We start from the raw sequence: 20453 nt of genomic DNA, 5'->3' as shown, positions 1-20453 counted from the left end.
GATGAACCAGGAGTTTCTCGACCTCTACAACCAGGAACTCCGGCTCTTCATGGAGCACAGCAAGGAGTTCGCCGAGGAGTATCCCGGCATTGCCGAGCGGCTCGGCGGGCTCGCCGGCGAGCGCATGGACCCGATGGTCGGGGGCCTGCTGGAGGGCGCGGCCTTCCTCGCCGCCCGCGTGCAGCTCAAGCTGAAGCACGAGTTTCCCGAGTTCACCAACAACCTGCTTGAGCAGCTGCTGCCGAACTACCTGGCACCGACGCCTTCGGCGCTGCTGGCGGGCATCGAGCCGCCCTATTCCGATCCCGGCCTTCGCGAGGGTGTCCGCATTCCGCGCGGCTCCTATGTCGATGCGACCTATCTCGAGCGCGAGCGCCGCGTCGCCTGCCGCTACCGCCTCGGCTCCGATATCATGCTCTGGCCCTTCGAGGTTACGGCGGCGGAGTACATCCCGGCACCCGGCTCATTGCAGGCGCTCGGTCTCAAGGTCGGTCCGCGCGCTCTGGCGGGCCTGCGCCTGACGCTGACCCATCGCGTCATGGCCGATCGCGAGCAGGAGCCCTCCGCGGCGGACGCGCTCAAGAATCCGGCGAGCTGGTTTGCCGGCTGCCGCGCCCGCGAATTGAGCTTCCATCTCCTCGGCGGGGAGGGCGACGCGGTCGCGCTCTACGAGCAGCTCTTCGCGAACTGCATCGGCTTGCATTTCCGCCATCTCGACGCCTTCGGCGATCCGGTGGTGACGCCGGGCGAGGATTGCCGGCTCGAGCAGATCGGCTTCGACGAAGACGAGGCGCTGCTGCCGGCCGATACGCGAGTCTTCCGCGGCTTCGAGCTGCTGCGCGAACTCTTCTGGTTCCCGCGCAAGTTCCTCGGCTTCCGGCTGGAGGGGCTGAACAGGGTCCTGCCGAAGCTCACCGCGAAGACGGTCGAGCTGATCTTCGTCTTCGACGAGGTCAATACGCGGCTGCCGGGCGCCGTGCGCAAGGAGATGTTCGCGCTTTACGCAGCGCCCGCGATCAACCTCTTCGAGAAGACGGCCGACCGCATCCCGGTGAAGACGAACCAGCACGAGTTCCATGTCGTGCCGGATCGCAGCCGGGCGCTCGACTACGAGCCGCACAGCGTTCTCTCGGTCCACGCCCACTATATCGGCGGGCGCGAGAAGCAGCCGGTCCATCCGCTCTATTCATCGCCGGAAGGCGCTTCGCCGGTGCATGGCCTGCACTACACGCAGCGCCGGCTGCCGCGCCGGCGCTCCTCCGCCGAGCGTCGGCAGGGCCGCGCCTCCGACTATACGGGTACGGAGATGTTCATCTCGCTGGTCGAGCCGGCGAGCCTTTCGGAAACCGCATCGGTCGCCGAGCTCAGCGTGCGCGCGCTCTGCTCGAACCGGCACCTGACCGAGCATCTGCCGACCGGCATCGGCGGGGCCGATTTCCGGCTGATCGACAATGTCTCGCTGGATGTCTCCTGCCTTGCCGGGCCGACGCCGCCGCGCGAGCCGATCGTCTCCCAGCTCAAGCTGCGGGCGGAGACGGCGAGCACGGGTGTCGTCACTTGGCGGTTGATCAACCTGCTCAGCCTCAACCAGCTCGGCCTCGTCCAGCGCGGTGCGGGCCAGAACGGCGAGGCGTTGCGGGAGCTGCTCTCGCTTTTCGCCGACCTCGCCGACAGCGCGACCGAGCGGCGCATCCGCGGCATCAAGAGCGTCGACAGCCGGGCCGTCGTGCGGCGCTTTCCGCAGCGGGCGGGGACGGGCGCGGCGCGCGGGCTCGAGATCACCGTGCTGCTCGACGAGAAGGCCTTCGAAGGCTCGGGCGTCTTCCTGCTGGGCGCGGCGCTCGACCGCTTCTTCGCCGAATACGCAGCGATGAACCATTTCACCCAGACGGTGATCCGTACGGTGGAGCGCGGCGAAGTCATGCGCTTTCCGCCGCGGGCCGGTTCGAGGCGCATCCTGTGAGCGAGGAACCGGCCAACCCGCTGGAGAAGGCGCCGAGCTACCAGGCGCGGCTGGAGGCCGAGCCCTGGCGCTTCGATTTCTATGCGGTGATGCGCCGGCTGGAGCGCAGCTTTCCGGAGCGGGGCAAGATCGGCGACGTCGCGGCGCGGCGGGACGAATATGTCGCGCTGGGCGAGCCGGCCTATCTCGACTTTCCGGCCTCCAGCATCGCCGAGGCCGATCGCGACGGGCAGGGGCGTCTGCGGCTGCTGGTCAAGTTCCTCGGCCTGCTCGGGCCACAGGGCGCGCTGCCGCTGGCGACGACCGAGGAGACCTACCACTGGCAGATCGCGCGGGACGACGCCTTCCCGCGATTCCTCGACATCTTCAACCACCGCTTCCTGCAGCTGTTCTATCGAGCCTGGGCGGATTCGCGGCCGATCGCGCAGCATGACCGGCCCGATCTCGACCGCTTCGCCGCCTACATCGGCAGCACGGTCGGGCTGGGCTCGAAGCCCTATGCCGGCCGGGACAGCGTTCCCGATGCCGAGAAGCTCGCCCATGCAGGGCTGATCGGCGCGCAGGCGAAATCGGCCTCGCGGCTCAGGCGTTTCCTGGCGGGGTTGTTCAAGGCGGATGTCGAGATCGAACAGTTCGTCGGCATGCGGCTCGTCTTCGATCCCGCCGACCGGACACGGCTCGGCGGCGCACATTGCACGCTGGGAGGCGACGCGCTGCTTGGGGCCAGCGTCTATAGCGTCGAGGACAAGTTCCGCGTGAAGATCGTGGCTGGCGACCTCGCGCAGTTCGAGCGCTTCCTGCCCAACGGCGACCGCTGCGAGCCGCTGGCCGATGCGGTGTTCTTCCATCTCGGCGAGCAGTTCGAATGGGATGTCGAGCTCGCCTTGCCGGTCGGCGAGGTGAAACCGGTGCGGCTCGGGCGATCCGGCCATCTCGGCTGGACGAGCTGGATGGCGCCGAACTGGGATGTCGAGCCCGGCGCGTTGCGCCGCGACGCCCGCTTCCATCCCGCCGAAAGCCTGCGCCTGAAACGAAGCCGCACTGCGACCGCCGGACACTGAAGGGGACGACCATGGCCGATATCAGCCTCGAATCCGTCACGGGCAAGCTCAACCGCGTCGGCTACGACAGCTTCCTTCAGGCTCTCAGGCAGGCCAAGGGAGCGGGCAACCGCAATGTCGAGCTGGCGCATTGGCTCGTCCAGATCCTGCAGGGCAGCGCGAACGACCTCACCCTGACGGCGGACCACTACAAGCTCGATCGCGCCCGGCTGCTGATGGATCTGGGCGGTGTCGTCGAGGGCTTCCGCAAGAATGAGACGGAGATGCCGGGCATCGCCAACCACATCGTCGATATCCTCGACCGTGGCTGGCACTATGCGACCCTGTTCTTCGGCGAGACGCAGATCAGGACAGGCCATCTTCTGGTGGCGGCGTTGAAGTCGAACGATCTGCGCCGGGCGCTCTCCGGCCTCTCCAAGGAGTTCGCCAAGATCCCGGTCGAGGAGCTTGCGGCGGGCTACGGCAAGATCTGGGAAAGCTCGGGCGAGGAGAATCTCCGGCCGATGGACGGCTCCGGCCTGCGCGCCGCCGGGACGCCCGGTGCCGAGGCTGCCGACGGACCGAAGGGCACCACGGCGCTCGACCGCTTCTCGCAGGACCTCACCGTCAAGGCTCGCTCCGGCACGATGGACCCGATCCTCGGCCGCGACGACGAGATCCGGCAGGTCATCGACGTGCTGATGCGCCGGCGCCAGAACAACCCGATCCTCACCGGCGAGGCCGGCGTCGGCAAGACGGCGATCGCCGAGGGCTTCGCCCAGCGCGTCGCCTCGGGCGACGTGCCGCCGCCACTGAGGGGCGTGAAGGTCTGTGCGCTCGATATCGGGCTGATGCAGGCCGGCGCCTCGATGAAGGGCGAGTTCGAGCAGCGTCTACGCTCGGTGATCGACGAGGTGCAGTCCTCGCCGACCCCCGTGATCCTGTTCATCGACGAGGCACATACGCTGATCGGCGCCGGCGGGCAGGCCGGCACGGGCGATGCCGCGAACCTGCTGAAGCCCGCTTTGGCGCGCGGCACGCTCAGGACGATCGCCGCGACGACATGGTCGGAATACCGGCAGTATTTCGAGAAAGACCCGGCGCTGACCCGGCGCTTCCAGCCGGTGCAGGTCGACGAGCCGGACGTGCTGCGCTGCTGCACCATGCTGCGCGGGCTGATCGGGCCGATGGAGAAGCACCACAAGGTGCGCATCTCCGACGCTGCGATCGTCGCGGCGGTGACGCTTTCCTCGCGCTACATCCCGGCACGCCAGCTTCCCGACAAGGCCGTGAGCCTGCTCGACACCGCCTGCGCCCGCGTCGCCATCAGCCAGACTGCGACGCCGGCTGCGATCGAGGATGCGCGCGTTGCGATCTCGGCGCTTGAGAACGAGAGGGCGGCGCTGGTCGCCGACAAGGATCTCGGCGACGCCACCGACGAGCGGCTCGGCAAGATCGACGACGAAAGCGCCGAGCTGAAGACCAAGCTCGAAGCCCTGGAGGCCGACTGGGCCTCGGAGCTGGCGCTGGTCGAGGAGATCACCCTGCTGCGCGGCAAGCTCGGGGAGACCAGCGACAAGGGGGATGGTCGCATGACCCCGCCGGCCGGCGGCGAGGCCGCTGCCGCCAATGACGACACGCAGTCCGGGCCGGCGCCGGTTGAAGCGCCAGTCGATCCCGAGGCGACGCGCGCCAGCCTGAAGGAGAAGTTCAGCTCGCTCGGCGCGATCGATCCGGCCAACCGGATGATCTATGCCCATGTCGACGAGCAGTCGGTCGCCTCCGTCGTGTCGGACTGGACCGGCATCCGGGTCGGGCGGATGGTCAAGGACGAGATCGAGACGGTGCTCAACCTCGCCGAGACGCTGAACCGGCGCGTCGTCGGCCAGGGCCATGGCATCGGCATGATCGCCAAGCGGATCGAGACGAACCGCGCCAAGCTCGACAACCCCAACAAGCCGATCGGCGTCTTCATGCTCTGCGGCCCTTCGGGCGTCGGCAAGACCGAGACGGCGCTGGCCCTGGCCGAAGCGCTCTATGGCGGCGAGCAGAACGTCATCACCATCAATATGAGCGAGTTCCAGGAGGCGCATACCGTCTCGACGCTGAAAGGCGCGCCTCCTGGCTATGTCGGCTATGGCGAGGGCGGGCGGCTGACCGAGGCGGTGCGGCGCAAGCCCTATTCGGTGGTGCTGCTCGACGAGGTCGAGAAGGCGCATCCCGACGTGCACGAGCTGTTCTTCCAGGTCTTCGACAAGGGCCAGATGGAGGACGGCACCGGCCGGCGCATCGACTTCAAGAATACGCTGATCATCCTGACCTCGAATGTCGGCACCGACGAGATCATGAGCCAGGCCGGGAATGGCGCGGCCAAGCCCGACCCCGAGGAACTGGCGGTCTCGCTCAGGCCGGCGCTGCTCAAGGTCTTTCCGCCGGCGCTGATCGGGCGCCTCGTCACCATCCCCTATTATCCGCTCTCGCCGGAGATGCTGGGCGGCATCGTCCGGCTCCAGCTCGGGCGCATCGGCAAGCGGCTGGCGGAGAACCACAAGGCGAGCTTCGGCTATGACGACGCGGTGGTCGAGCACATCGTCGCGCAGTGCAACGACCCGGATTCGGGCGGGCGCATGATCGACAACATCATCACCAACTCGATGCTGCCGGCGCTCTCGCGGGCGATCCTCAATCTGCAGCTCGAGAAGAAGCCGCTGACCGAAGCTAAGGTCTCCGTCGAGAACGGCAGCTTCGCCTATCAGGTGGCGTGAGCAAGGCGAGTTAGCACCCGGTTTCAACTCCACCGAGGAGATTTGCCATGGCTGTTCCGGATTCCGGCAACCCGACGGATATCGCCAACGCCTCGCCTTCGCCGGGCGCCTGGGTCGACCGCTACTGGAACGTGCCGGCCGGCGATACGACGGTCTCGATCAACAAGTACATGATCGGGATTCACAATGCCGATGCGGGCGCGACAAAGCGCGGCCTCGTGATGCAGGAAGCGACCAGGAAAAAGCTCTACGTCGACAAGAAGGCCTTCAACCGCGCCAGCATGGGCAAGGTCAGCCCCGACGATTGCGAGCATATCCTGAACCTTGCGCGGGAGACCGGAAAGGCGACGGAGGACACGATCCAGGCCTGGGCAGACCAGAGCCTCGGCGTCGACTGCACAGGCTTCGTCGTCGCCTATTACAGCGAGCTGGAGCGGATCAGCCTCGACAAATATTCGGGTGGCGCGAGCTGCCCGTTCCTCGTCGGTGCGGCCAAGAAGGGCAAGCCGCCCGGCCTCGCCAGCGCGCTGATCTGGGATTTCGACGAGGTGCGGACCGGCGACATGGTGGTCTGGATGACAGACCAGCTTCTCGAGACGCGCAAGCCCGGCCATATCGCGCTGGTGTCCTACAACAACGTGGTTCCGGACGCGCTGCTGATCGCGCATTCCAACGGCGCCAATGACGGCTCCGGCCATTTCGGCCCGAAGCATGGCCGGCTCGGCTGGGATGAGGTCAAGACCGGGGCCAACGGCAAGTACATCCAGGTGGACAGCACCGGCAAGGTCATCATCGTGCGCCCGCCGGCCTGGATTCCGTGAGCGTCTGGAACCGGCCGATTTAGGACGAAACCACGCCGTCATTCCGGGGCTTCGCGTCAGCGAAGAGCCCGGAACCCAGAACCGATGCGGTTTCCGAGAGGACTGTTTGGGCCGGCTCGGGCAAACCTTCGACGGCATCGGTTCTGGGTTCCGGGTTCGCCGCTGCGCAGCGCCCCGGAATGACGGCGTGGTTCCACCAAAAACCCAGCAGGCTCAAGTCGTGGGTTCCGGGTTCTTCGATGCGCGAAGCCCCGGAATGACAATGGTCGCTCTGTCCGGGCACGGCCCTGCAGATGTCCGGACCGCCTTAGGCCGTCCTTGGTGCGGCTTCCTGCATGAATTCGTCAAGTGCCCCGGCTTCGTCGGCGGAGAGCCGCAGGCCGAGCTTGCTGCGCCGCCAGAGCACATCCTGGGCGCGGCGCGCCCATTCCGCCTTCATCAGGTAGCGGACCTCGCGCTCGTAGAGATCGGCGCCGAAATGGCGGCCGAGATCGGCGAGGCTTTTGGCGCCGTCGAGGATGTCGCGCGCGCGGGTGCCATAGGCGCGGGCGAGGCGCGACGCCGTCCTCCGCTCCAGCCAGGGATGCGCGGCCGCGATCTCGCCGGCTAGCTCCTCGAAGGTGCCGACCGCGAAATCGCCGCCGGGCAGGGCGCCCGTCATCGTCCATTCGGCGCGGGCCGCCCAGGGCGCATGCGGCGCCAGCTTGGCGATGGCGGCCTCCGCAAGCCGACGATAGGTCGTGATCTTGCCACCGAAGACGGAGAGCAGAGGCGCCTCACCCTGCCGAGCGTCTAGCGTCAGCACGTAGTCGCGGGTCGCCTCCTGTGCCTTCGAGGCACCGTCGTCATAGAGCGGGCGCACGCCGGAATAGGTCCAGACCACGGATTCGGGCTTCACCGGCTGGCGGAAATACTCGCTCGCGGCGGCGCAGAGATAGGCGATCTCCTCGGGCGTCGCGGCGACTTCGGCCGGGTCGCCCTTGTAGTCGCGGTCGGTGGTACCGATCAGGGTGAAATCCTGCTCGTAGGGGATCGCGAAGATGATGCGCCCGTCCGCGTTCTGGAAGATATAGCAGCGGTCGTGCTCGTAGAGCCGGGGCACGACGATATGGCTGCCCTGGACCATGCGGACGCCGGCCCTGGCGTTGCTGTGGACGACGCCGTTCAGCACGTCGCCGACCCAGGGGCCGGCGGCATTGACGAGCGCCTTCGCCCAGATCGTCTGCCTGCCGTCCGCGCCTTCCGTCTCGATCTGCCAGAGGCCATCCTCGCGCCTTGCCGAGGCCACCCTCGTGTGCGTGTGAACCGCCGTGCCGCGCACGGCGGCGTCCATCGCGTTGAGCACGACGAGGCGGGCATCCTCGACCCAGCAATCGGAATATTCGAAGGCCTTGGCCTTGTCGTCCTTCAGCGGCTGGCCTGCGGGGTCGTGCGCGAGGTCGAGCGTGCGCGTCGCCGGCAGGAGCTTGCGGCCGCCGATATGGTCGTAGAGGAACAGGCCGAGCCGCAGCAGCCAGGCCGGGCGCAGGCCCTTGTGATGCGGCAGCACGAAGCGCAGCGGGCGGATGATGTGCGGCGCGATGGCCCAGAGCCGCTCGCGCTCCATCAGCGCCTCGCGCACCAGACGGAACTCGTAATGTTCGAGATAGCGCAGGCCGCCATGGATCAGCTTGGTCGAGCGCGACGAGGTGGCGCTGGCGAGATCGTCCTTCTCGAACAGCACCACCGACGCGCCGCGCCCGGCCGCATCGCGGGCGATGCCGCAGCCATTGATGCCGCCGCCGATGACGGCGAGGTCGTATGCCGTGGCGGGGTTCGTGCCGAAGCCGGCGGTGGGCGAAGTCGTTTCGGAAGCCATGCTCGTCTTCTGGAAGGCCTGGGCACTCGGTTCAGCAATGGCGCCATCCAAGCCCGGCCAAGCCGGCGCCACAAGTCCGCTCCTGTCGCGAAATCATGGGCGATGTCAATTCGGATCGCTTGACGCGAGGCCCACGAGGCCGGAACTGGGGCCGGGGAAGGGCGCAGTGCTGCGGCTGGGATGATCGAGACAGAGCGAGATCGCGACGGGAACAGGCTGGCGGCGCGGGTCGAGGCGGCTCTCCGCTCGGTGCTGGAGCACGCCGGTGCCGCTGTGCTGGCTGTGCTGTTCCTCGTCGTGATGGCGGCGGTGCTGCGGCGCTATGCGTTCGGCGGCGGCTTCGTCTGGTCCGACGAACTCGCGATCTGGCTGCATCTGGTGCTGATCGCCATCGGCGCACCGCTTGCGGTGACCGGTACGCTGGCGATGCGGCTCGATGCGCTCGCTCGGTTGCTGCCTGCGCCGCTTCGCCGGCTCGCTGACATCTTCGCCGATGCGATCGCGTTTCACGGTGCTTTGGTGCTTGCCATGGGAGGGGCGAGCGTCGCGATGCTCGTCGGCGGGCAGTCCACCGTGCTCGGCCTGCCGGAAGCGCTGCGCTTCGCCGTCTTCGCCTGTGGCGGCGGGCTGACGATACTGGCGCTGTTTCTGCGCGCCGGACTCATCCGGGGCTGGGCGGGGGCTGCTGCGTCGCTGGCGCTCGGCCTCGGCTTCTACGGCCTTGCGCAGCTTTCCTTCGATCTCTTCCCGACCCCGAGCCTCGTCGCGGCGCTGGTTGCGGGAGCCGGGCTGCTGCTCGGCGCGCCCTTGCCCTTCGCCTTGCTGGCCGGCGTCTCCCTGACGGGTCCCTTCGGCGGATTGCTGCCGGAGCCGGCGATCGTGCAGACCACCGTGGGTGGCGTGGGCAAGTTCCTGCTGCTGGCCATCCCCTTCTTCCTGCTGGCTGGCGAACTCCTGACCGAGGGCGGACTGGCCGAGCGGCTGATCCGCTTTGCCGCGACGCTGGTCGGCCATTGGCGCGCGGGGTTGGCGCAGACGGCGCTGGTCGCCAGCGTGTTGTTCTCCGGTGCGTCCGGCTCCTCCGTGGCAAATGCTGCCTTCGGCGCCAAGGTGATGGCGCCGACGCTGGTGGCACGGGGGTATCCGCCCGCCAATGCGGCGGCGATCGTCGCCGGCGTCTCGATGCTCGACAACATCATCCCGCCTTCGATCGCCTTCCTGATCCTGGCCAGCGCGACCAATCTCTCGGTCGGCTCGCTGCTGGTCGGCGGCTTCGTCGCGGGCGGCGTGCTGGCACTGGCGCTCGCCATCGGCATCCATCTCAGCGTCCGCGGCGTCGTCGAAGCGGCGCCGAAGGCCAGCGCGGCCGAGCGGGGCAGGGCGCTGATCGGCGCCATTCCCGCGATCGGGCTCGGCATCGTCGTCGTGGTCGGCATCCGCTTCGGCGTGGTGACCGTGACGGAAGCCTCAGCGCTGGCCGTCGCCTATGCCGCCATCGCCTGCCTTATACTGCGCAGCCTGAACGGGCGCGGCGTGCTGGCGGCGCTGCGCAAATCCGCGGCCGAGGCCGCCGCGATCGGGCTGTTGATCGGCGCCTCGGCGCCTTTCGCCTTCCTGCTGGCGGTCGATCGCATCTCCGAGCAGATGGCGGGGTTCGTCACCGCCTTCGGTGCCGGACCCTATGCAGTGATGCTGCTCGCCAATGTCGTGCTGCTGATCGCCGGCCTCTTTCTCGACATCGGCGCCGCGATCCTGCTGCTGGCGCCGCTGCTGCTGCCCGTGGCCGTGGCGGCGGGGCTCGACCCCATCCAGTTCGGCGTCGTGCTCGTGGTCAACCTGATGATCCATGGGCTGACGCCGCCGCTCGGCATCCTCGTCTATGTCGTCAGCGGCATCATGCGGGTGCCGGCGGGCGCCGTCTTCCGGGCCGTGCTGCCGCTGCTGGGCGTCCTGCTGGCGGCGCTCATGGTCCTCTCGCTGGGCATGGCTGCGTGGCCGACGCTTGCGCCGGCGCTCAAGGCGCTGTTCTGATGAGGCCCGTTTGCCCGGCGCCCGCGCGCCGCCCTGTGCAGTCCCGCCGCCGAGCTCTCCCGGATCTGATGCCGATATGATCTACACTGACATCGCAACGCGGACGTATAATCACGGCTGGCGGCTCGACCCTATCATCCGCAGCCTCCTCGATACCGATTTCTACAAGCTGCTGATGCTGCAGATGATCCGGGCTTTCCACCCGGAGGTTCGCGTCACCTTCTCGCTGATCAACCGCTCGCGGCATATCCGCCTTGCCGACATCGTCGACGAGGGCGAATTGCGCGCGCAGCTCGACCATGCGCGCTCGCTGCGCTTCACCAAGAAGGAGCTGATCTGGCTGACCGGCAACAGCTTCTACGGCAAGACGCAGATGTTCTCGCCGGACTTCATGGCCTGGCTCGCCGAATTCCAGCTGCCCGAATACGATCTGCGCAAGGTCGACGGCCAGTACGAGCTGCATTTCGAAGGTCCCTGGACCCACAGCACCATGTGGGAGGTGCCGGCTCTCGCCATCATCAACGAGCTCAGGGCGCGCCGGGTCATGCTCGGCCAGAGGCGCTTCTCGCTCGACGTGCTCTATGCGCGCGCCAAGGCGAAGATGTGGAACAAGGTGGAGCGGCTGCAGAAGCTGCCGAATCTCAGACTCTCCGATTTCGGCACGCGCCGGCGCCACGGCCATCTCTGGCAGCGCTGGTGCGTCCTGGCGCTGAAGGAGGGGCTGGGCAAGGCCTTCACCGGCACCTCGAACGTGCTGCTCGCGATGGACACCGATCTCGAGGCGATCGGCACCAACGCCCATGAGCTGCCGATGGTGCTGGCGGCGCTGGCCGATACCGACGAGGAGCTGCTGCGCGCACCTTATCGCGTGCTCGACGAATGGCGGCAGGTCTATGGCGGCAACCTGCTGATCGCGTTGCCGGACGCCTTCGGGACGCAGAGCTTCCTGCGCCATGCGCCGGACTGGGTGGCGGACTGGACCGGCTTCCGGCCGGACAGCGCGCCGCCGATCCCGGCAGGCGAGACAATCATGGAATGGTGGCGCCAGCATGGGCGCGATCCGCGCGAGAAGCTGCTGGTCTTTTCCGACGGGCTCGATGTCGATGCGATCGAGCGCGTCTACCATCATTTCGACGGCAAGGTGCGCATGGCGTTCGGCTGGGGCACCGACCTCACCAACGACCTCGTCGGCTGCTCGCCGGACGGCTCGCGTGCGCTCGATCCGATGTCGCTGGTCTGCAAGGTCACGAAAGCGAATGGCCGGCCGGCCGTGAAGCTCTCCGACAATCCCGAGAAGGTCTCGGGCGAACCAGAGATGGTGGCGCGCTATCGGCGGGTGTTCGGGGTTTGATGACGCAACGTAAGAAAAATATGTTGCCATTATGTTCTCAATGCGCGATGCTGCTCGTGGGTTGGGGGACTCGATATGTTGCGCTTTCTGGTTGTGCTGTTCGCGGCTGTCGCCGTCATTGCCGCTACGACGGCTTCGATTGCCGGTACAATAGGACGTGAGCGGCTGAACGAAGCTCGGCCTCTCAGCGAGACCGAGATGGCGGGGCTGCTGACGACCATGATCAAGGGGCGCCCGGGCGTGAGCGCCCTGCGCGTCGAAGCTGGCGATGTGGTTTTCAGGGCAGGCGGCCGCGATATAAGGATGGGGCTGGCCCCGCTCGGCGCGCAGTTCAACGCCTTGCCGGACGCAAAGAGCCGGCAGGCTGCCTACGACAAGCTCACGCAGCGCATCACTGAGGCTGTCGCCGGCCAGTTATCGGTCAAGACCGAAGCGGAGCGCGCACGGTTCATCGGGGCTCTGATCCCTGTCATGAAGCACCGATCCTATGTCGAGCAGTTCGCCGCCATGGCTCGCAAAAAGGGCGATCCCAACGCGCGGTTGCTATATGTTCCGCTGGAGGGCGACATCATCGTCGCAGCGGGACTGGATCTTCCGAAAATCACGCGCTTTGTCTCCGTTGGAGAAGGTGGTCTCTACGGGATGAGCGACAAGGACGTGTTGCGCGCGGCTCTGGACAACTGGGTCCGGCGCGTCGACAAATTTGAGATCCATGATTTCGGAAAGCTGCGGAAGTTCCATTTCGGCGAGGGCGACTACAACGCCTCGATCCTGCTCCTGGAGAATCCCTGGAAGTACATTCCAGATCTGCCGCTCAATGTCGCCATCGCCATGCCGTCTCGCGACCTCCTCGCATTTGGAGACGCCGACGACGCCGAGGTGGTCGCCGCGTTGCGGGCGCTGACGAAAGCGCCCGACGGAGGCTTTCCCGTCAGCAAGCAACTCTACAAGCTGGGCCCGCAGGGACTGGTCGTGATCCCGTGACGTTCACGGAGCGGATTTTGGCGCCGTTTCGCGGTCGACCGCGGTGCAGACCCCGCCAACAACCTCGTGGGCGGTGCGTCCGGTGACACGCGCGTGCTCGCCCCGATATCGCCGATCTGCAAGGTCGCGAAGGAACGGGCGTTCTGCGGTGAAACTCCGGCGATCCGGAGAAGGTCTCTGGCGAAGCGAAGACGGTGCAGCGCTATCGGCGCGTGTTAGGGCCGGCTGATACCAACGGCTGATTGCAGCCTTAGGGCGACGCGACATAGACGCCATGCCGACTCCGAGCGGAATGCGAGGAGATTCGCGACCGGAGATGCCTATGCCGTCACTATGCCGCTTCTTCCCCGTCATTGTTCTCGTGACCGTGCTGACCGGGTGCCTGTCGGCCAACAAACACGAATTGTCCATTGAGGACGTTAAAAGCTTCAAGTTCGTATCTGTGGAGGGCGAGGCGGCTCCAACGCTCTCCGGTGAATGGCTCAACATGCGGAACGACTTCCTGAAGTCGAAAGGGCTGTTGCCGCCGGAGGGGAACGAGCCCATTCCGCCAGAACAGGCGCAGCCGCGAGCGGAGCCGTCGCCCGTCGAACTGCGCGCTTTTCTTTCCGCGCAGTTCTCACCGCGCGTGAAGCGCGTATTTGCCGAGCCGCTGGCCGAAGAACTGCGCGGCCATCGGCCTGTGCGTGTCGTTGTAAGTTTGCTTCAGGTCCAGATCGCGCCGGCAGTCAGCCGCTTCTTCAGGACGTTGGCGGCTGGGCAGGCCGGCAACAGCAACAGCATCACCGTGACCTTCACGATCGTCGATGCCAAGAGCGGTAAGGTCCTGCTGACTTCTCCGCCCATCCATCACTCTGGCACGGGTGGCGAGTTCATCGTCGATTTTGGCGGCGGGAAGCCGGGAGCTTTCGATCCCGACCCGATGACCCGCATGCTCGCATCTCTGCAACCGCAGTTTTCGAGCTGGCTTTTCAAGCGAGATCGATAGGGAGCTCAAGTCCGGATTTGTGGAGCGCCGAGGGTGGTCGGCTCTCGGCCTACCAATGCGACGACTGCTCGCGATATCGACCTTTGCCCAATCGCATCGTGGTGGATGCAGGCATGAGAGTTGTCTGATGCGAGGTGCGCCGCGAGCAACCTTGCATCCTGCGCCAAAACCTCCTAATCGGACCCGCGTTTCAAGGCCCGAAGGGCCGCCTTCGAGGACAAGGGTGTCATGGCCAAAGAGAAATTCGCTCGTACGAAGCCGCACTGCAACATTGGCACGATTGGTCACGTCGACCATGGCAAGACGTCTTTGACGGCTGCGATCACGAAGGTGCTGGCCGAGACCGGCGGTGCGTCGTTCACGGCGTATGACCAGATCGACAAGGCGCCTGAGGAGAAGGCCCGCGGCATCACGATCTCGACGGCGCACGTCGAGTACGAGACCCCGGCTCGCCACTATGCGCATGTCGACTGCCCCGGCCACGCCGACTATGTGAAGAACATGATCACGGGCGCGGCGCAGATGGACGGCGCGATCCTGGTCGTGTCGGCGGCCGACGGCCCGATGCCGCAGACCCGCGAGCACATCCTGCTGGCGCGCCAGGTCGGCGTTCCCGCGCTGGTGGTGTTCATGAACAAGGTCGACCTGGTCGACGACGCCGAACTGCTCGAGCTGGTGGAGATGGAGATCCGCGAGCTCCTGTCGAAGTACGACTTCCCGGGCGACGACATCCCGATCACCAAGGGCTCGGCCAAGGCGGCTCTGGACAACGTCACGCCGGAGATCGGCCATGACGCGGTGCTGGCGCTGATGAAGACGGTCGACGACTACATCCCGCAGCCTGAGCGTCCGATCGACCAGCCGTTCCTGATGCCGGTCGAGGACGTGTTCTCGATCTCGGGCCGCGGCACGGTGGTGACCGGCCGCGTCGAGCGCGGCATCGTCAAGGTCGGCGAGGAAATCGAGATCGTCGGTCTGAAGGACACGGTCAAGACGACGGTGACGGGCGTCGAGATGTTCCGCAAGCTGCTGGACCAGGGCCAGGCTGGCGACAACATCGGCGCGCTGCTGCGCGGCACGAAGCGCGAGGACGTCGAGCGCGGCCAGGTGCTGTGCAAGCCGGGCTCGGTGAAGCCGCACACGAAGTTCAAGGCCGAGGCCTACATCCTGACGAAGGAAGAGGGTGGCCGTCACACGCCGTTCTTCACCAACTACCGCCCGCAGTTCTACTTCCGCACGACGGACGTGACCGGCGTGGTGACGCTGCCCGAGGGCACGGAGATGGTGATGCCGGGCGACAACATCTCGATGGAGGTGACCCTGATCGCCCCGATCGCGATGGAAGAGAAGCTGCGCTTCGCCATCCGCGAAGGCGGACGTACGGTTGGAGCAGGTGTTGTTGCTTCGATCATTGCCTGATCGACACGCATAGCGATTTGGGAAAGGGCGGTGGCGACACCGCCCTTTTTCTTTGACGCGACAGCTCTGCGCGCATGCCTTGAATGCAAGGCTAGTCTCGTCCCGTGCTCTGTGCGGATGACCTGTTCCATGCTCTCAATCGTTTTGAGAGAGCGGATCAGCCGCTCACGTCGCGGAGGAGCCTGCCCATGCCATTCAAGCCGCCGTTTCCCGGTATCCATTCGATCGTCTTCGCCCTGTTCGACGAGAACGAACGGCTCGATCGAGCGGCGATGCGCCGGCAGGCTGAGATCAGCGTTGATCTCGACGTGCAGGGCATGGCGGCGCTGGGGCTCGCCACCGAGGTCTCGAAGCTGAGCTTCGCCGAGCGCTGCACCGTGATGGAATGGATGGCGGAGGATGTGGCGGGCAGGAAGCCGCTCGCCTTCACCATCTTCGGCTCCTCGGTGGCGGAGCAGGCCGAGCTGGTGAAGGTCGCCGAGAAGAACGGCGCCGACTGGGTGATTCTGCAGCCGCCGATGGTCGGCAGCTTCGGCGCGGCCGAGTATATCAGCTTCTTCGGTCGCATCGCCGATACGACCTCTCTGCCGGTCGCGATTCAGAATGCGCCGGCCTATATGGGGCGTGGTCTTTCGGCGGAGGATATCCGCGAACTCACACGCCGGCATCCGAACATCAGCCTGATCAAAGGCGAGGGCTCGGTCGTCGAGATCGAGCGCCTGATCGCTGTGACCGAAGGGCGGCTGCCGATCTTGAACGGGCGCGGCGGGCTCGAGCTCGTCGACAATTTCCGGGCGGGCTGCATCGGCATGATCCTGGCGCCCGATACGATCGACTACGCGCTGCGGGCCTACAATCTCTACAGGGCCGGGGACGAGGCGGGGGCGGATGCCGCCTATCGCGAGGTGCTGCCGGCGATCACCTTCATCATGCAGTCGATCGAGACGCTGCTCTGTTATGGCAAGCGCATCTTCGGCGCACGCGCCGGCATTCCGATCCATGATCGCGGTCCGGCGCTGAGGCCGACCGAGTTCGGTTTGAAGCTGGTCGAGCGCTATGCCCGGGAACTCGGCCCCTATCGCAAATGAGGATGCCGCGAGATTTCGACTTGAAATGTGCCGCGCCTTGGGGCACATGACGCGCACCTGCAGGGGTGTAGCTCAGTTGGTAGAGTACCGGTCTCCAAAACCGGTTGTCGTAGGTTCGAGCCCTACCGCCCCTGCCAGTCGCTCTCCGGGCGACCGATGCGCGGACCGCAACGCGGTTTTTTGAGCGCCATGACCCAGAATATCTACGACGACGAGACTTTTTTCGCGGGCTATAGCCAATTGCCGCGTTCCGTCCATGGATTGGACGGGGCGCCGGAATGGCCGGTCCTGCGTTCGATGCTGCCGGAACTCGCCGGCAAGGACGTGCTCGATCTCGGCTGCGGCTTCGGCTGGTTCTGCCGCTTCGCTGCAGGTGAGGGCGCCCGGAGCGTGCTCGGAATCGACCTCTCCGAGAAGATGCTGGAGCGGGCGCGGCGCGAGACGCGCGAGGCCGGCGTCGTCTACGAACGCGCCGATCTCGAAAGCTTCGTGCCGCAGCCTGCCGCCTTCGATCTCATCTACAGCTCTCTCGCCTTTCACTATCTCGCCGATCTCGCCGGGCTGTTCGGCCGCGTGCATGCGGCGCTGAAGCCCGGCGGAAGCCTGGTCTGTTCGGTCGAGCATCCGCTCCTGACCGCACCGGCCCGGCAGGAATGGCTCGCGGACGCCGATGGTCGCGCGACCTGGCCGGTCAATGGCTACCTCGACGAGGGCGAGCGGGTCAGCAACTGGCTGGCGGAGGGCGTGGTCAAGCGCCACCGCACCATCGCGACCTATGTCGATCTGCTGCTGGCCGCAGGCTTCTCGCTGACGAAGCTGGTCGAATGGGCTCCGAGCCCGGAACAAGTCGCCGCCGAGCCGGGCTGGGCGAAGGAGCGCGAGCGGCCGTTCTTCCTGCTGATGGCTGCAAGCCGGAACTGAGGATGCCGTGGCCCGAAAGGCTCTTGGCTAACGGCTCCAAGCGATGTAAGAGGCTTGCGATGACGGCGCGCGACCCCTCCGGGTCCCGCGCCGCGAATGTTTCAGGACGGCCGATTCGGCGTCGCGGCAAGGCCGGGCGCAGCTTCGGAACCCGAGGTGGTTCATGGCGAAATCCAATCCCTTCCAGTTCCTGCAGGACGTGCGCTCCGAGGCGTCCAAGGTCACCTGGCCTTCGCGCCGGGAGACGCTGATCACCACGGGCCTCGTGCTCGCGATGGTGGTCGCCTCCAGCCTGTTCTTCCTCTTCACCGACACCGTCATCCGCTGGGTGCTCGGCATCATCCTCGGCGCCCGTTGAACGGAATTACGAACGTGAGCACCCGCTGGTACATCGTCCACGCCTATTCGAACTTCGAGAACAAGGTCGCCCAGTCGATCCGTGACCAGGCGGCGCAGCGCAACCTCGCCGACAAGTTCGACGAGGTGCTGGTGCCGACCGAGAAGGTCGTCGAGGTCCGTCGCGGCCGCAAGGTCGACACCGAGCGCAAGTTCTTCCCCGGCTACGTGCTGGTGAAGTGCGAGATGACCGACGAGGTCTACCACCTCATCAAGAACACGCCGAAGGTCACCGGCTTCCTCGGTGCCGACAAGGCCAAGCCCATGCCGATCCCCGAGCATGAAGCGATGCGGATCAAGGGACAGGTCGCCGAGGGCATCGAGCGGCCGAAGCCGACGATCGTTTTCGAGGTCGGCGAGCAGGTCAAGGTGGCGGATGGCCCCTTCGCCTCGTTCAACGGCGTCGTCGAGGATGTCGACCATGCCCGCGCCCGCCTCAAGGTCGCGGTCTCGATCTTCGGCCGCGCCACGCCGGTCGAGCTGGAATACAGCCAGGTCGAGAAGCTCTGAGCCGGCTGATATTCCTGGGCCGGATCTGCAATCGGTTCCGTTAGGTTAAGCGGCCTTTAACACAACTGCGCCAACGCTTTGCGTCGGTAATCCGACGCAGGGCACGATGTTTCCCAGTTTCTTCAAGGCCACGGTTCGCCAGCGGCTCACGCTCTGGGCGTTGATCCTCGGCGTCCTCGCTTGCGTGTTCGGCGCCGCCGAGACCATCGGCTCCATCAAGCTCGCCGGCTTCGCCAGGGCGATCGCCGCCCATACCGGCGCTGCGGCGATGCTCTCGGAAACGGACGCCGCCTATAGCCACGTCGTCGTCGCGATCGTCTCCGGGGGCGATCGCCGCGGCCTTTCAGATGACATCGAGCTCATGACGGCGGCGGCGAAGGCCGTGGCCGAACGCAGCGAGGGCGAGATCGCCGCACGGGCGGCCGATGCTGTCCAGGGGCTGCAGGAGCTTTCGTCGAAGCTCGGGGCCGATGCCGCGGTCGCGCGCGAGGCGCTACGTAAGGTTGCCGGGCAGCGCAACGAGCTGCGCGTGCTGCTGAACGCGGCGATGGTGGGTGTCAGCGAGGCACTCGGCGCCCAGGTCGAAAGCTCGCGGCAGAACACGGTGCTGCTGGCGGCGCTCGGTCTCTTCCTGGCCGCCCTGATCATTTCCTTCGAACATCGCTGGCTGGTGCGTCCGATCTCGACAATGGCCACGGCTCTGGGTGCGCCGGGAGAGGATGCCGGCTGGGTGCGCAAGCTCGCACGCCGCGGCGACGAGATCGGCATGCTCGGCCGGGCGCTGCAGGCCCATCTCTCGGATGAGAAGCTAAGGCAGGAGGCGGCAAAGGAGCGGCTCGCCTCGCTGGCCGGAGAGGTCGAGCGGCAACAGGCGTTGCGGGTCAGCGGTCAGGCCTTTCAGGACAACATCGCCGGCATCGCCACGGCGCTCGAAACCCATGCCGCGAGCATGACCGACGCGTCGAACGAACTCTCGCAGCTCTCCGGCTTCGTCGATCAGCACGCTGGTGCGGCGGCGCAGTCGAGCCAGCGTGCCGCCATCCATGTCGGCCAGATGTCCTCGTCGCTGAATGAAATCGCCGAGCTTCTCGCGACGACGGCCGGCGAGGCCCGCCGGACCTCGGGGATCGCGAACGCGGCGAAATCCCTGGTCGAGGAAGCGACAGACGACAGCGTGCTGCTGCGCGAGGCGGTGGGCTCGATCTCCGCCGTGGTGACGCTGATCAGCACCGTCGCCAACCAGACCAATCTCCTTGCGCTCAATGCGACCATCGAGGCGGCAAGGGCCGGGGAAAGCGGGCGCGGTTTCGCGGTGGTGGCCGCCGAGGTGAAGCAGCTCGCCAATCGGACCGCGGAGGCGACCGGGCAGGTGCGGCACGGACTCGATTCCATCGGCACGGCCGCCGAGCGGATCATCGGGCGCATCGGCTCCCTCGTCGCTTCGGTCAATGCCGTCGAGACCGCCGCAGATTCGATCGCCGAGCTGGCGCGCAAGCAGGACGACACCTCGCGCTCGATCAACATCGGCACTGCGCAAACCGCGGGCGACGTGCGGGGCATGGCCGAACAGGTCGAGCAGGTCGCCGGCATGATCGAGGATTGGCGCCGGATGACGGAGCGGATGGCCAAGGCTTCCGCCGACATCGACGGTCAGGCCGCTGCCCTGAGGCAGGCGGTCGACAGCTTCATGACTGATAGGCAAGGCGTGCAGCACGCATGACGATGCTCACCGATTCCCGGAATGCCGCCACGGTCCGCCGGCAGCGTATCGGCGCCCATGAGTTTCCGCTCCTGGCCAAGGTGCTGCACTGGAGCACGGCAGCGCTCGTCCTGATGCTGTTCTGCATCGGGATCCTGATGAAGGAGATCGGAGGCGGCGCCTGGGCGGACGGACTTATGACCTTTCACAAGACGGCCGGGTTCCTGCTGCTCGCCCTGGTGGCGGCTCGGCTGGCCTACCGCATCTTCGCGCGGCTGCGCGGGCGCTGGTCCCGCACGGCCGGCGGGCGGACGGTGCACCGGGTTCTCTATGGCCTGCTGATCGCGATTCCGCTGCTCGGGCTGGCGGGCGTGTCGGATTTTGGTGCGCGGGAGATCTATGGCGGGGTTTCCCTGCCGGCGATCTGGCCTGAGGGTGCCGGGCATGCGGACATGCTGTTCCGCGGCCACGCGATCCTGGCCTTCGTACTCGTCGGGCTGGTCGCCGTTCATATATGCCTTGCCCTCGACGATTATATCCAGCATGTCCCGAAAGCCGACATGCCGGGGGCTCAGGCCGCGAAGCCCCCTTCCATTCCGCAGCCGGATATGCGATAGGC

At 66.5% G+C, this 20453-nt stretch carries 16 protein-coding genes and 1 tRNA gene; 16 read left to right on the top strand and 1 reads right to left on the bottom strand.

All coding sequences use genetic code 11. The features are described 5' to 3' along the window. The first annotated feature begins 1 nt into the window (after position 1). Genes tssF through NWE53_RS07995 form a run of 4 tightly spaced genes read left to right on the top strand, consistent with a single transcriptional unit; the run spans position 2 to position 6589 of the window. Positions 2–1963, top strand: a complete 1962-nt coding sequence (tssF, locus tag NWE53_RS08010; protein WP_265053805.1) for a type VI secretion system baseplate subunit TssF — start codon at positions 2–4, stop codon at positions 1961–1963. Next, positions 1960–3024: a type VI secretion system baseplate subunit TssG gene (gene tssG / locus NWE53_RS08005; protein WP_442864990.1), complete on the top strand. Its 1065-nt coding sequence runs from the start codon at positions 1960–1962 to the stop codon at positions 3022–3024. Before tssF ends, tssG begins: the two co-directional genes overlap by 4 nt. 11 nt (positions 3025–3035) lie before the next feature. Beyond that, positions 3036–5768 (top strand): type VI secretion system ATPase TssH, encoded by a 2733-nt coding sequence (tssH, locus tag NWE53_RS08000; protein ID WP_265053804.1) that lies wholly within the window; start codon positions 3036–3038, stop codon positions 5766–5768. 47 nt (positions 5769–5815) lie between these two features. After that, entirely contained in the window at positions 5816–6589 is a 774-nt protein-coding gene (locus tag NWE53_RS07995; protein ID WP_265053803.1) for a hypothetical protein, read from the top strand. 307 nt (positions 6590–6896) lie between these two features. Here the strand turns inward: NWE53_RS07995 and glpD are convergent, their stop codons facing one another. Continuing rightward, positions 6897–8447, bottom strand: a complete 1551-nt coding sequence (gene glpD / locus NWE53_RS07990; protein WP_265053802.1) for a glycerol-3-phosphate dehydrogenase — start codon at positions 8445–8447, stop codon at positions 6897–6899. 180 nt (positions 8448–8627) lie between these two features. On the opposite strand from glpD, the gene NWE53_RS07985 reads away from it, so the two are divergent. The 12 genes from NWE53_RS07985 (at position 8628) to NWE53_RS07930 (ending at position 20451) form a co-directional block, all read left to right on the top strand. Further along, positions 8628–10478, top strand: coding sequence for a TRAP transporter large permease (locus NWE53_RS07985; protein ID WP_265053801.1), 1851 nt, complete (start codon positions 8628–8630; stop codon positions 10476–10478). 76 nt (positions 10479–10554) lie between these two features. Next, entirely contained in the window at positions 10555–11829 is a 1275-nt protein-coding gene (pncB, locus tag NWE53_RS07980) for a nicotinate phosphoribosyltransferase (protein WP_265053800.1), read from the top strand. A 75-nt stretch (positions 11830–11904) separates the two neighbouring features. Beyond that, positions 11905–12813, top strand: a complete 909-nt coding sequence (locus tag NWE53_RS07975) for a DUF1444 domain-containing protein (protein ID WP_265053799.1) — start codon at positions 11905–11907, stop codon at positions 12811–12813. Between the two features lie 316 nt (positions 12814–13129). Continuing rightward, positions 13130–13801, top strand: a complete 672-nt coding sequence (locus tag NWE53_RS07970) for a hypothetical protein (protein WP_265053798.1) — start codon at positions 13130–13132, stop codon at positions 13799–13801. A gap of 228 nt (positions 13802–14029) precedes the next feature. Beyond that, positions 14030–15220: an elongation factor Tu gene (gene tuf, locus NWE53_RS07965; protein ID WP_265053785.1), complete on the top strand. Its 1191-nt coding sequence runs from the start codon at positions 14030–14032 to the stop codon at positions 15218–15220. Positions 15221–15408: 188 nt separating this feature from the next. Next, positions 15409–16308: a dihydrodipicolinate synthase family protein gene (locus NWE53_RS07960; protein WP_265053797.1), complete on the top strand. Its 900-nt coding sequence runs from the start codon at positions 15409–15411 to the stop codon at positions 16306–16308. Positions 16309–16369: 61 nt separating this feature from the next. Next, positions 16370–16445: transfer RNA gene (locus NWE53_RS07955), tRNA-Trp, on the top strand. 52 nt (positions 16446–16497) lie between these two features. After that, on the top strand, positions 16498–17229 hold the full coding sequence (locus tag NWE53_RS07950) for a class I SAM-dependent methyltransferase (protein WP_265053796.1): 732 nt from the start codon (positions 16498–16500) through the stop codon (positions 17227–17229). Between the two features lie 163 nt (positions 17230–17392). Next, the gene (gene secE / locus NWE53_RS07945) at positions 17393–17587 is read left to right on the top strand and encodes a preprotein translocase subunit SecE (RefSeq protein ID WP_265053795.1); all 195 of its coding nucleotides are present in this window, start codon (positions 17393–17395) and stop codon (positions 17585–17587) included. Between the two features lie 14 nt (positions 17588–17601). After that, positions 17602–18135 (top strand): transcription termination/antitermination protein NusG, encoded by a 534-nt coding sequence (gene nusG, locus NWE53_RS07940; protein ID WP_047577926.1) that lies wholly within the window; start codon positions 17602–17604, stop codon positions 18133–18135. 106 nt (positions 18136–18241) lie between these two features. Then, positions 18242–19855 (top strand): methyl-accepting chemotaxis protein, encoded by a 1614-nt coding sequence (locus tag NWE53_RS07935; protein ID WP_265053794.1) that lies wholly within the window; start codon positions 18242–18244, stop codon positions 19853–19855. Beyond that, positions 19852–20451, top strand: a complete 600-nt coding sequence (locus tag NWE53_RS07930) for a cytochrome b/b6 domain-containing protein (protein ID WP_265053793.1) — start codon at positions 19852–19854, stop codon at positions 20449–20451. Before NWE53_RS07935 ends, NWE53_RS07930 begins: the two co-directional genes overlap by 4 nt. Positions 20452–20453 lie beyond the last annotated feature (2 nt).

The sequence above is a fragment of the Bosea sp. NBC_00550 genome, from assembly GCF_026020075.1.
Lineage (GTDB): Bacteria > Pseudomonadota > Alphaproteobacteria > Rhizobiales > Beijerinckiaceae > Allobosea.
The sequence above is the reverse complement of the archived record's forward strand: the minus strand, read 5'-3'. Positions and strand labels throughout refer to the sequence as shown.

Coding starts and splice junctions, on each gene's coding strand:
- tssF (WP_265053805.1), top strand. CDS start 2: ATGAACCAGGAGTTTCTCGACCTCTACAACCAGGAACTCCGGCTCTTC.
- tssH (WP_265053804.1), top strand. CDS start 3,036: ATGGCCGATATCAGCCTCGAATCCGTCACGGGCAAGCTCAACCGCGTC.
- NWE53_RS07995 (WP_265053803.1), top strand. CDS start 5,816: ATGGCTGTTCCGGATTCCGGCAACCCGACGGATATCGCCAACGCCTCG.
- glpD (WP_265053802.1), bottom strand. CDS start 8,447: ATGGCTTCCGAAACGACTTCGCCCACCGCCGGCTTCGGCACGAACCCC.
- NWE53_RS07985 (WP_265053801.1), top strand. CDS start 8,628: ATGATCGAGACAGAGCGAGATCGCGACGGGAACAGGCTGGCGGCGCGG.
- pncB (WP_265053800.1), top strand. CDS start 10,555: ATGATCTACACTGACATCGCAACGCGGACGTATAATCACGGCTGGCGG.
- NWE53_RS07975 (WP_265053799.1), top strand. CDS start 11,905: ATGTTGCGCTTTCTGGTTGTGCTGTTCGCGGCTGTCGCCGTCATTGCC.
- NWE53_RS07970 (WP_265053798.1), top strand. CDS start 13,130: ATGCCTATGCCGTCACTATGCCGCTTCTTCCCCGTCATTGTTCTCGTG.
- tuf (WP_265053785.1), top strand. CDS start 14,030: ATGGCCAAAGAGAAATTCGCTCGTACGAAGCCGCACTGCAACATTGGC.
- NWE53_RS07960 (WP_265053797.1), top strand. CDS start 15,409: ATGCCATTCAAGCCGCCGTTTCCCGGTATCCATTCGATCGTCTTCGCC.
- NWE53_RS07950 (WP_265053796.1), top strand. CDS start 16,498: ATGACCCAGAATATCTACGACGACGAGACTTTTTTCGCGGGCTATAGC.
- secE (WP_265053795.1), top strand. CDS start 17,393: ATGGCGAAATCCAATCCCTTCCAGTTCCTGCAGGACGTGCGCTCCGAG.
- NWE53_RS07935 (WP_265053794.1), top strand. CDS start 18,242: ATGTTTCCCAGTTTCTTCAAGGCCACGGTTCGCCAGCGGCTCACGCTC.
- NWE53_RS07930 (WP_265053793.1), top strand. CDS start 19,852: ATGACGATGCTCACCGATTCCCGGAATGCCGCCACGGTCCGCCGGCAG.